Annotated in this window: 10 protein-coding genes; 3 read left to right on the top strand and 7 right to left on the bottom strand. The window is 66.6% G+C overall.

Annotated features, from left to right (window positions below; all coding sequences use genetic code 11):
- From ACIKT0_RS00275 to ACIKT0_RS00255, 5 genes are all read right to left on the bottom strand, one after another.
- A partial coding sequence (locus ACIKT0_RS00275; RefSeq protein WP_407103431.1) for a TRAP transporter substrate-binding protein occupies positions 1–937 on the bottom strand: 937 nt, incomplete at its 3' end.
- Between the two features lie 154 nt (positions 938–1,091).
- Positions 1,092–1,541, bottom strand: coding sequence for a cyanase (gene cynS, locus ACIKT0_RS00270; protein WP_407103430.1), 450 nt, complete (start codon positions 1,539–1,541; stop codon positions 1,092–1,094).
- Between the two features lie 38 nt (positions 1,542–1,579).
- Complete coding sequence (locus ACIKT0_RS00265) at positions 1,580–2,488, bottom strand: ABC transporter ATP-binding protein (RefSeq protein ID WP_407103429.1); 909 nt, start codon at positions 2,486–2,488, stop codon at positions 1,580–1,582.
- A gap of 5 nt (positions 2,489–2,493) precedes the next feature.
- Positions 2,494–3,339: a nitrate ABC transporter permease gene (gene ntrB, locus ACIKT0_RS00260; protein ID WP_407103428.1), complete on the bottom strand. Its 846-nt coding sequence runs from the start codon at positions 3,337–3,339 to the stop codon at positions 2,494–2,496.
- Positions 3,340–3,342: 3 nt separating this feature from the next.
- Positions 3,343–4,701: a CmpA/NrtA family ABC transporter substrate-binding protein gene (locus tag ACIKT0_RS00255; protein ID WP_407103427.1), complete on the bottom strand. Its 1,359-nt coding sequence runs from the start codon at positions 4,699–4,701 to the stop codon at positions 3,343–3,345.
- Positions 4,702–4,857: 156 nt separating this feature from the next.
- Here ACIKT0_RS00255 and ACIKT0_RS00250 point away from each other — a divergent pair, with 156 nt between their 5' ends.
- Positions 4,858–6,768, top strand: a complete 1,911-nt coding sequence (locus tag ACIKT0_RS00250) for a sigma 54-interacting transcriptional regulator (protein ID WP_407103426.1) — start codon at positions 4,858–4,860, stop codon at positions 6,766–6,768.
- Positions 6,769–7,010: 242 nt separating this feature from the next.
- On the opposite strand, the gene ACIKT0_RS00245 is transcribed toward ACIKT0_RS00250, so the two are convergent.
- On the bottom strand, positions 7,011–7,637 hold the full coding sequence (locus ACIKT0_RS00245; protein WP_407103425.1) for a hypothetical protein: 627 nt from the start codon (positions 7,635–7,637) through the stop codon (positions 7,011–7,013).
- A gap of 59 nt (positions 7,638–7,696) precedes the next feature.
- Here ACIKT0_RS00245 and ACIKT0_RS00240 point away from each other — a divergent pair, with 59 nt between their 5' ends.
- Entirely contained in the window at positions 7,697–8,299 is a 603-nt protein-coding gene (locus ACIKT0_RS00240) for a hypothetical protein (protein WP_407103424.1), read from the top strand.
- A gap of 207 nt (positions 8,300–8,506) precedes the next feature.
- On the opposite strand, the gene ACIKT0_RS00235 is transcribed toward ACIKT0_RS00240, so the two are convergent.
- The gene (locus ACIKT0_RS00235) at positions 8,507–9,505 is read right to left on the bottom strand and encodes a GlxA family transcriptional regulator (RefSeq protein ID WP_407103423.1); all 999 of its coding nucleotides are present in this window, start codon (positions 9,503–9,505) and stop codon (positions 8,507–8,509) included.
- 306 nt (positions 9,506–9,811) lie between these two features.
- On the opposite strand from ACIKT0_RS00235, the gene ACIKT0_RS00230 reads away from it, so the two are divergent.
- The gene (locus ACIKT0_RS00230; protein ID WP_407103422.1) at positions 9,812–10,654 is read left to right on the top strand and encodes an alpha/beta fold hydrolase; all 843 of its coding nucleotides are present in this window, start codon (positions 9,812–9,814) and stop codon (positions 10,652–10,654) included.
- Positions 10,655–10,682 lie beyond the last annotated feature (28 nt).

Genomic DNA, 10,682 nt, shown 5'->3' with positions numbered 1-10,682 from the left:
CGCGCAATCCCTCCACGACGTCCTTGGGCAGGGGGCCGGCGATCACGCCCTGGTTCTTGACGAGATCGTCGAGCGCCTCGGCGTTGGTGGCCTCGCACCAGGTGTGGCTGATCGTGTTGCAGGCCGCGGCCGCGCTTCGGACGACGGCCTTCAGGTCATCGGGCAGCGAGTCCCATGCGGCCTGGTTGATCGTCAGCTCGGTGACGTTGTTCGGCTCGTGCCAGCCGGTGGTGTAGTAGTATTTGGCGGCCTTCTGCAGGCCCAGCCGGCGATCCTGGTACGGGCCGACGAACTCCGCCGCGTCGATCACGCCGCGCTCCAGCGCCGGGAAGATCTCGCCGCCGGGAAGCAGCTTCACGTCGACGCCGAGTTGCGCATAGACCTTCCCGGCCAGCCCCGGGATGCGCATCTTGAGGCCCTTGAAGTCCTCGATCTTCTCGATCGGCTTGCGGAACCAGCCGGTCATCTGCACGCCAGTGTTGCCCATGGGCATGGGCACGAGATTGAACGGCTTGTAGAGCTCCTCCCACAGCGCCAGCCCGCCGCCGTGATAGATCCAGGCGTTCTGCCCCTGGAAGTTGAGCCCGAACGGAACGGTGGTGAAAAATTGGGCGGCCGGAACCTTGCCTGCCCAGAAATACGAGTTGGCGGCGTTCATCTCGACGGTGCCGGCCGAGCAGGCGTCGAAGCCTTCCAGCGCCGGGATCAACTCGCCGGCGGCGAAGTGCTGGATGGTGAGCCGGCCGCCCGACATCTCCTTCACGAGCTCGCAGAAATGGGTCGGGCTGCCCGGGCCGGAGACGTAAAGCGGCGTGCCGGGCCCATAGGCGTTGGTCATCTTCCAGGAGAAGGTCTGCTGAGCGCGCGCGATCGCAGGCGCGGCCAGAGAAGCGACCGCGCCCAGCGCGCCGGCGGACAAGACTTTACGGCGGTTCATAATACCTCGCTTGCCTGCCCGCGGCAGGATCCGGATTTTCGGAAAGTAAAGGACAGGCAATTGGCGTGCCGATTGGGGGCGGCGAGAGATCACGAGCGCTGAGTTCATCCGCGGTCAGCTGAAGAGCGCCCCTGGGGGCGCGCTCAAGCCTCTTCTAGTAGCGCTTGTAGCTTAGGAACTTCCCCGACATCTGGAGCTTTACGCGGTCGCCCTTCTGGTCGGGCTGCCGCTCCATCGTCATGTCGAAGTCGATCGCCGACATGATGCCGTCGCCGAACTCCTCGGCGATCAGTTCCTTCCAGGTCGTCCCGTAGACCATCACAAGCTCATAGAAGCGGTAGATCACCGGGTCGGTCGGCGGGACCTCGGTCAGCGAGCCCCGGTAGGGGATCTCCGTCAGCAGGATCTCCGCCTCCTTGGGAAGATCCAGCAGTTCGGCGGCCTTGGCGGCCTCGTTCGGCTCAAGCCGCATCTGCCCGAGGAGGGCCGCCGTGATCACGATCTGCGAAGTCGAGATCGAGACCTTCTCGTGTATCTCCTTCCAGCTCAGTCCTTTCATCCGCTTCTGCGAAAGCACGAGTTCGGTCACTTCGGCGCGGGTCATGGCGCAGATCTCCTAGGCTTAGGTTCAGGACGGGTCGATCAGGCGGATGCGGCGTGGCCGGGTTCCGGCGGGCCGGTCTCGACCGCGACAGGTCTTGCGCCTGGGCGCACGATCGGAGGTTTCCTCGGATCGTAGCCGTTGGCGTCGCTCTCGGCGCTGAACGCCTTCGAGCGGGTGACGAGGAAGTCGAGCAGATGGTTTCGGAGCGCGTAGTAGTTCGCGTGCTTGTGGATGTTGGTCCGGCTCCGGTCCTTCGGCAGCGTGTTCTCGACGATCTCGGCGATCTTGGCGTGCGGGCCGTTGGTCATGAGCACGATCTTGTCTGCGAGCAGCATCGCCTCGTCGACGTCATGCGTGATCATGAACACGGTCTGCTCGGTCTCGGTGCAGATGCGCCGGACCTCGTCCTGAAGGCTGCCGCGCGTCAGCGCGTCGAGCGCCGAGAACGGCTCGTCCATGAGCAGCATCTTGGGCTCGATCGCGAGCGCGCGCGCGATGCCGACGCGTTGCTTCATCCCGCCCGAGAGCTCCGCGGGCTTCTTGTGCTCCGAGCCCGTGAGATGCACGACGTCGATGTATTTCTGGCAGTGCGCCCGCACACGGTCCTTCGACCAGTCCGGACGCCGCGAGTTCACCGCGAACGCGATATTGCCCATCACCGACATCCAGGGCAGCAGCGAGTGCCCCTGGAAGATCACCGCCCGGTCGAGGCTGGGCCCGGCGATCTCGCGGCCGTCCACGATGACGACGCCGGCGGAAGGCTGGTCGAGACCCGCGAGCACGTTCAGGATCGTGGTCTTGCCGCAGCCCGAATGGCCGATCAGGCAGACGAACTCGCCCCTGGCGATCGGCAGCCAGACGTCCTCGAACACGGTGGTTTCGCCGCCGCCATGCTTGGGATAGCGCCTCGCCAGCGCTTCGATGGAGATGAGGGGCTTTTCGGTCATCCCGCTCACTCCCGATACGCCACAAGGCGGGCCGTGCGGGCGAGCGCGAGGTCGAGCGCCATGCCGACGAGGCCGATCAGCAAGATCGCGGTGATGATGTTGCCGATGGAAAGATTGTTCCACTCGTTCCAGACGAAGTAGCCGATGCCGGTTCCGCCCACGAGCATCTCCGCCGCGACGATCACGAGCCACGCGATGCCTATCGAGATCCGCATGCCGGTCATGATGGTGGGGGCTGCCGCCGGCAGGATCACCATGAAGGCCTTGCGCAGCGGGCCGACTTCCAGCGTCGCGGCGACGTTCAGCCATTCTTTGCGGACGCTCGCGACGCCGAAGGCCGTGTTGATCAGCATCGGCCACAGCGAGCAGATGAAGATCACGAAAATGGCCGAGATCCCGCTGTCCTTGATCGTGTAGAGCGCGAGCGGCATCCAGGCCAAAGGCGAGATCGGCTTCAATATCTGGATGAACGGGTCGAGCGCCCGGTAGACGAGCGGCGACATGCCGATGAGGAAGCCGAGCGGAATCGCGACGAGGGCGGCGAGACCGTAGCCGACCAGCACCCGCCCCAGGGAATAGGCGAGCTGGATGCCCACCCCCTGGTCATTCGCGCCGCGGACGTAGAACGGATTCTTCAGATGCTCCCAGAGCGTGCTCGCGACGGCCATCGGCGTCGGAAACGCGCTCTTCTGCCCCTCCGACGCCGCACCCGAGACGAGGGCTGCGTATTCGGGGTCGACATTGGCCGCGGTCCCGGCCGTCGGGAGCGTCGCAAGATACCAGGCGCCGATGAAGGCCGCGAAAATCGCGACCGACAGCAGCCCGGCCCGTAGGGTCAGCGAGGCGGACATCGCTCAGCTCCGCCTGATCGCGAAGCTCTCGACGTATTCCGCGGGCTTCGAGGCGTCGAACGGCTTGCCCATCACCGAGAAGCTCTTGGTCGTCGAGGCGGGCGGCGTCAGTCCGGCCTCCGCCATCAGCCTGGTGGCGTCGGTCGCGAGAAACACCTCCTTCGCCACCTTGGCGTAATCGACGTCGCCCTTGATCTGCCCCCAGCGCTTCATCTGGGTGAGAATCCAGACCGCGAAGCTCTCATAGGGGAACGGATCGAAGGCGATCCGGTCCGGGTCCTTCACGACCTTCCCGAGCCCGTCCGCGAAGGTGCCGGTCAGCACCTGCTCGACGACCGTCTGCGGCTGGTTCAGGTAGTTGGTGGGAGCGATCGCCTCCGCGATCTGCTTGCGGTTCTCGGGCTTTTGCGCGAAGGCGGTGGCCTCGATGATCGCCTTCAGCAGCGCCTGATAGGTCCCGGGCATCTCGGTGACGAACTGCTTCGACGCCGAGAACGCGCAGCACGGGTGGCCGTCCCAGATCTCCTTCGAAAGCAGGTGGATGAAGCCGACGCCGTCATAGACCGCGCGCTGGTTGACCGGGTCCGGCGCGAGGAAGCCGTCGATGTTGTCGGCGCGCAGGTTCGCGACCATCTCGGGCGGCGGCACGGCGCGGATCTGCACGTCCTTGTCGGGGTCGACGCCGTGCTCCGCGAGGTAGTAGCGCAGCAGGTAGTTGTGCATGGAGTAGTCGAAGGGCACGGCGAACTTCATGCCCTTCCAGTCCTTCGGATCCCGCTTGTCCTTGTGCTTCATGGCGAGCGTGATCGCCTGGCCGTTGATGTTCTCGACCGCCGGCATCGTCCAGGGGATCGGGTTGGAGCCTGCCCCCACCGAGATCGCCAGCGGCATCGGCGAAAGCATGTGGGCGGCGTCGTATTCCTTGTTGATCGCCTTGTCGCGGATCACCGCCCAGCCCGCGGTCTTCACCACCTCGACGTTCAGGCCCTGCTTCTCATAGAAGCCCATCGGCTTGGCCATGATGATCGGGGTGGCGCAGGTGATCGGGATGAAGCCGACCTTGAGGTCGGTCTTCTCGGGCTTCAGGCCTTGCGCGAAGACCTCGGTCGCGGTCGCGAGCGGGAACAGCGCGTTGATCGCGGCGAAGGCGGTTCCGGCGCCGACCGCCGTCAGGAAGGCCCGCCGGGTGGCGTCGTGGGGGAACAGCGCGCGCATCACCGCGCCTTCGACGGCTCCGCGGGCGTGCGCCTCGCTCGACGCGGCCGGGTCGGCCTCATGGTCGGCCTGACTTGCATGACGGCCGCAGGCGCAGCCGCTCGTGAGACGGTGACGGGCGTCGAACGGATCGGTGAACAGCGTCATCGTATGGCTCCCCCGAGAGCGGCTTCGGCCCCAACCCTTGCAGGAGCCGTGCCAGCCGCGGGAGGGGCGTTGGGTTTCAGAGAATCTCGTGGTGCTTGCCTCCAGCCGCGATGACGAAATATCGTGACTCACGAAATTTCCGGGGGAAGTAACGAAATGTCGTTGGCCGGCAGCGGCGAGACGGGGCGGCTCGCCGAGCGCGCCTTTCAGGCGGCGGCCAACCCGACGCTGCTCGTCGACGCTCTTGCGGACCGGGTGCTCGACGCCAATCTCGCCGCGTCGCGCCTGCTGGGCATCGACCGCGGCGCGTTGATCGACGCCTCCTTCGCGGCGCTCCATCCCGGTCAGCGGCCGGCGCTTGTCGTGTTCTCCGACGCGGTGCTGACGCTCGGCCGCCATTGGACCCGCGCGCTCACTCCGAAGGCTGCGGACGATCGCGCGCTTCGCCTCGAATACGAAGGCGTGCGGATCGTCGAAGAGGGGCGCGAGCTCATCCTGCTGACGCTCGCGGATCTCGACGAGCGCCGCCGGCGCGAGACCGGCGCGGAGGCCGATCTGTACATCCGCGACGGCATCGCGGAGTGGCGCAGGGTCGAGCGCTTCTTTCAGGAGGTGGAGCGCGAGAACCAGCTCATCCTGAAGGCCGCTGGCGAGGGCGTCTATGGCGTGAACGCCGAGGGCGCGACCACCTTCCTCAACCCGGCCGCGGAACGCATGCTGGGCTGGACAGCGGAGGAGCTGGTCGGCCGCAACATGCATGCGACCGTTCATCACCATCACGCGGACGGCGCGCATTACGCCAACGACGACTGCCCGATCTACGCGGCCTTCCGCGACGGCGCCGTCCACAACGTCACCGACGAGGTGTTCTGGCGGAAGGACGGAACCCCGCTGTGGGTCGAATACACCTCGACGCCGATCCGCGACCGGGGCGTCGTGGTCGGAGCCGTCGTGGTGTTCCGCGACATCGGCCAGCGCCGCGAGGCCGACGCCAAGCTGAAGGCGGCGCTGGCGGAGGTCGACGCTCTTCGGGAAAGACTCGAGCTCGAGAACGCCTATCTCCAGGAGGAGATCAGGCTGGAGGGCCGGCATCGCGGGATCATCGGCAAGAGCGCCGCGATCGAGACCACCTTGCGGCAGGTCGAGCTCGTCGCGCCGACCGACGCCACCGTTCTGATCACCGGCGAATCCGGCACCGGCAAGGAGCTGATCGCGCGCGCGATCCACGACGCGAGCGACCGCCGCGACCGTCCGATGATCCGCGTCAACTGCGCCGCGATCCCGCGCGAACTGTTCGAAAGCGAGTTCTTCGGCCACGCCAAGGGAGCGTTCACGGGCGCGCTGCGCGACCGGGTCGGCCGCTTCGAACTCGCCTCCGGCGGCACGCTTTTCCTCGACGAGGTCGGCGAGATCCCGCTGGAGCAGCAGGGCAAGCTCCTCAGGGTGCTGCAGGAGGGCCAGATCGAGCGCATCGGCGAGGAAAGGACGCGTGCGGTCGACGTGCGCATCATCGCGGCGACCAACAGAGACCTCGAGGCGGAGGTGCGCCGCGGAACCTTCCGCCGCGACCTGTTTTTCCGGCTCAACGTCTTTCCGATCCACTCCGCGCCGCTTCGGGAGAGGCCGGAGGACATACCCTTGCTCGCGCTTCACATCCTCAACCGGCTGGATCGGAGAGGCGGATCGACGTCCGCGCTCAGCGAAGGGGACATGCGCCGGCTCTGCGCCTACTCATGGCCCGGCAATGTGCGCGAGCTCGAGAACGTCATCGAGCGGGCGATCATCCTCGCCCGCGACGGGCGGCTGAAGATCGATCTGCCCGTCGAGGTCCGTGCGTCTGCTCCGGTCGAGCGCGGCGCCCGCGCGACGGGAAGCATCCTCTCCGAACTCGATCGGCGGGCGCGCGACCGTGACGCCATGCTGGCCGCGCTCGAGGCGAGCGGCGGCCGCGTGTCCGGACCGGGAGGCGCGGCCGAGCGCCTCGGCGTCAAGCCCACGACGCTCGCCTCACGCATGAAGGTCGCGGGCATAGACGCGCGAAGCTTTCGGGCCCCTCGGCCTCCTTGATATTGTCGGGCACGTGCACTTTTCGCGGGCGCTGCAGCGTTCATGCTTCCTCAGCCCGGACGCGGGGAGGTGACCCCGCCTTCGATGCCAGGCAGTCTGGGACGTGGCGGAGGGGTTGGACGCCAGAGCGGACGACAATGTTGTCTGCGAAGACGCAGGTTCTGGTGGTGGCGCTGCAGTCTGGTGGAGCCCGCGTATGAGCGCCGCTACTCGGCGCTCTCGCCGCGGGCGCGGCAAACGCGTCAATCGAAGATCGCCGCCCATTCCTCTTGATGGCTGCCGCCGTGATTGTCCATGCCCGGCTTGGTGAGGACGCCCTTGGGCTCGACGAAACTCGAGATCCGCCGCGTCGGACGTTCATGCCAGGTGATGTTGAACGCGAAGTACTTTGGATAGAACTCGAGGTCGGAATAGGGCAGCGTGTCATGTATCCACCAGGCGAGCTTCCGCCAGTCGCCGGGCTGCTGAAACCGGTCCCAGAACGCCGGAACCACCACGCAGGCCGTGGCGCCCATGCAGTCGTCCTCGTCTCGGACGTCCCAGATGTGGCCCGCGAAGTTCTTCTGGTTGGAGGCGCAATTGTAGCCGGTCTTTCCAGCCAGCATCTGCTGGGCGCCGAAGCCGTTCACCTCGGGCGAGCGATAGGCGGAGCGGACCGCGATCCGGCCGAAGGCGTCCTGGATGGGCTCCAGCAGTTCCTCGCAGAGACGCTTGCCAACGGTGATCGCCAGATCCGGATCATCCGGGATGTTTGCGAAGCCATGGATCGCGGCGATCTCGGAGAACAGAAAGTCCCGCATGAAGAAGGTGTTGGAGAGCCGCGTGCGGCCGAACTCGGTCAGGCTCTGAACTGATTGCGGCTTCCGCATGCCAACGCTCCTTGCCGCCAGATGCTAAGCCGGCGCATGAATCAAGCGCCAGTCTATTCATGCAGGCGCGGCGCGCGCGACGGCCGGGTAGGCGATCCTATCTCATCCACAGGTTGATTTTCATGAGCCTGAACATCGACAAGATCCTCGCCTCGATCCCGTCCGCGGGCCCCGAAAAGCGCGGCCAGATGCGCGCGAATGCGGAGACGTGGCTTCAGACTGGAAGCGCCGCTCAGAAAGCGGCCGCGCAGGCGCTGGTCAGCGCATTGGACGATCAGGCGACGCAGGAGCGAGACGCCCTGCTCAGCGAGCTTCGCGGTCTCGATGCGGCGGAAAGGGTCGCGCGCGCCTTCACTGCGCGTCCGATGACCGAGGCAGAGGCAAGGCTCATCCAGGCTCTGCTTGATAACCCCGGCTCGACCTCAACCGCCTTGAGCAGGGCGATGGGCTGGGACGGCCAGAGCTGGCACCTGCACTTCGGCACGATGTGCTTCAACAGGTCGATCTACCTCTGGCCTGCGCCAGCCTCCGAACGGCGCGACGGCGCCTTCTACTCGGGAATCCTCGCCGATTTCGACGACGCTTCCAGCACCTTCACCATGAAGTCGGAAGTCGCGGCGGCTTTGGCCAGACTCGGGCTGGCTCCAAGTCGCAAGGCATGAACCAGCGGGCGCCGGAGCATGGCCCACTCTCCGACGTCGATTGTCGTCTCAGAGCAACCTCGAGGCCTTTGCGCGAAGGCGCATAGCGGGGATCCGGGGTGTGCTCGGCATGATCGTCACCGCAACGCATCCAACGCAGTCGCTCGCGCCGTCTGTCGTCCGACGACCGCGAAGCCGCCATCGTCGTGCCCGGCATCCGCGCTGGGCCTACGGCGGCTCGGCGGCGCCGTGAAGGCGCGCCAAGCCGAAGCGCTGGCGATAGTCTCTGGGGCTCAGGCCCGTCACCTTGATGAAGATCTTGCGGAAGGCGCCGGGATCCTCATAGCCGACGTCCCAGGCGATCTGCTCGACGGTGCGGGTCGTCGCCTCGAGCGTCTCGCGCGCCTTTCCGACCCGAAGGTGCTGGCAGTACTCAGTCGGCTTCAGCCCGGTGGCCTTGCGGCGCAGGAAGGTGCGCGGCTCCAGACCGGCCTTCTTGGCCATGGCGGCGAGAGTGGCCTCGCGCGCGCCGGTCGCCTGCAGCCAGTGCTGGACCCGCAGGACAGCCTCGTCGCCGTGGCGCAGCTTCGGTGAAAAGACGCTGTAGTGGCGCTGCTCGCGGCCGGGCGGGTCGACCAGCAGGAAGCGCGCGGTGTCGAGCATCGTGGTCGGGCCCATCAGGCGGTCGACGAGCTTCAGGCCGAGATCCGTCCAGGCCATGATCCCGCCGGCGGTGATCAAGTCTCCGTCGTCGATCACCAGCCTGTCGATCTCCATCCGAGCGCTTGGAAAGCGCTCTGCGAAGTCGTTGGCGTAGAACCAGTGGGTCGTGGCGGAGCGGTTCTCCAGAAGACCGGTTTCGCCGAGCAGGAAGGCGCCGGCGCAGACCGACGCGAGCGTGGCGCCGGCGTCGTGCTTGCGGCGCAGCCACAATGCGAGCGGCGCCGCATCTTCCGCCGTGATGGGCGCGACGACCGCCGGGGGAAGAACGATGAAGTCCGGGTCGCCGGCAAGACCCGGATGGCTGTCGAGGACGCGTTCGATAGGCTGGACGTCGTCGCCCGGCTTCCATTGGCTGAAGCGCAGCGCCGCCGCCTTCTCGCCGTAACGCCGCTGCGCCATCAGGTTCGCGACCGAGAACAGGTCGGTCAGCCCGTGGGCCGCGCCAAGCTGCGCGCCGGGATAGATCAGGACGCCGATTTCGGCGATCGGCCCTCGCGTCGTCATTTGTCAGTTATGCCCCGAACTCTGTCGATCTCGCCAATCCTGCCGGCGGATGCTCCCGTCCATATTCCCTCACGACAAGGCGACGCGCCTCGCCGAGGCGGACGGGAGCTCTTCCGGGCCACCGTTGCGGACGTCGCGTCACGAAGGGAGAGCGCCGTGAGGACGGCAGCAACGGGTGAAGCAACTGGGCTGACCAGACGCTCGGTGATCGTGGCCGCCGCTGGCGCTGCGATCGTGATGACGTCTGCGGCGACCGCGTCTGAAACCGAGGGCGGATCGCGCCCGAGCAAGCAAGGAGCAAAGACCATGACTGGCAATTTCGTGACCACCAAGGACGGCGTCCAGATCTTCTACAAGGATCTCGGCCCCCGGGACGCGCAGCCGATCGTGTTTCACCACGGCTGGCCTCTGTCTTCCGACGACTGGGACGCGCAGGTCCTGTTCTTCCTGCTGAAGGGCTACCGCGTCGTGGCGCATGACCGGCGCGGCCATGGGCGATCCGCCCAGGTCGGCGACGGCCACGACATGGATCATTATGCGGCCGACGCCGCGGCGGTCGCGGATCATCTCGACCTCCGCAACGCCGTCCATATCGGCCATTCGACCGGCGGCGGCGAAGTCGCTCGCTACGTGGCGAGGCATGGCGAGCCGAAGGGCCGCGTGGCGAAGGCGGTGCTCGTCAGCGCCGTCCCGCCGTTGATGGTGAAGACCGCGAACAACCCCGGCGGCCTGCCGATCGAGGTGTTTGACGGGTTCCGGTCGGCGCTCGCTGCCAACCGCGCCCAGTTCTTCCTCGACGTGCCGTCGGGCCCCTTCTACGGCTTCAATCGGCCCGGCGCGAAGGTCGACCAGGGCGTGATCCAGAACTGGTGGCGTCAGGGCATGATGGGTGGCGCGAAGGCCCACTATGACGGCATCAAGGCCTTCTCCGAGACCGACCAGACTGAGGACCTGAAGGCCATTTCGGTCCCGACGCTGGTTCTGCATGGCGAGGACGACCAGATCGTCCCGATCGACGACAGCGCCCGGCTTTCGGCCCCGCTGTTGAGGAACGGCCAGCTCAAGACTTACCCGGGCTACGGACACGGCATGCTGACGGTGAACGCGGACGTGCTGAACGCGGATCTGCTGGCTTTCGTGAAGAGCTGAACCGCGCCGCCCGCGGACGTCGCCGAGA

Origin of the sequence: Hansschlegelia beijingensis (genome assembly GCF_045505405.1) — a bacterium.
In the GTDB taxonomy this organism is placed as follows: domain Bacteria; phylum Pseudomonadota; class Alphaproteobacteria; order Rhizobiales; family Methylopilaceae; genus Methylopila; species Methylopila beijingensis_A.
This window is presented reverse-complemented; position numbering and strand designations above follow the sequence as displayed.

Bases quoted from the DNA above. Each gene is read 5' to 3' on its own strand.
- cynS (WP_407103430.1), bottom strand. From the start codon at position 1,541: ATGACCCGCGCCGAAGTGACCGAACTCGTGCTTTCGCAGAAGCGGATG.
- ACIKT0_RS00230 (WP_407103422.1), top strand. From the start codon at position 9,812: ATGACTGGCAATTTCGTGACCACCAAGGACGGCGTCCAGATCTTCTAC.
- ACIKT0_RS00235 (WP_407103423.1), bottom strand. From the start codon at position 9,505: ATGACGACGCGAGGGCCGATCGCCGAAATCGGCGTCCTGATCTATCCC.
- ACIKT0_RS00255 (WP_407103427.1), bottom strand. From the start codon at position 4,701: ATGACGCTGTTCACCGATCCGTTCGACGCCCGTCACCGTCTCACGAGC.
- ntrB (WP_407103428.1), bottom strand. From the start codon at position 3,339: ATGTCCGCCTCGCTGACCCTACGGGCCGGGCTGCTGTCGGTCGCGATT.
- ACIKT0_RS00265 (WP_407103429.1), bottom strand. From the start codon at position 2,488: ATGACCGAAAAGCCCCTCATCTCCATCGAAGCGCTGGCGAGGCGCTAT.
- ACIKT0_RS00245 (WP_407103425.1), bottom strand. From the start codon at position 7,637: ATGCGGAAGCCGCAATCAGTTCAGAGCCTGACCGAGTTCGGCCGCACG.
- ACIKT0_RS00240 (WP_407103424.1), top strand. From the start codon at position 7,697: ATGCAGGCGCGGCGCGCGCGACGGCCGGGTAGGCGATCCTATCTCATC.
- ACIKT0_RS00250 (WP_407103426.1), top strand. From the start codon at position 4,858: ATGTCGTTGGCCGGCAGCGGCGAGACGGGGCGGCTCGCCGAGCGCGCC.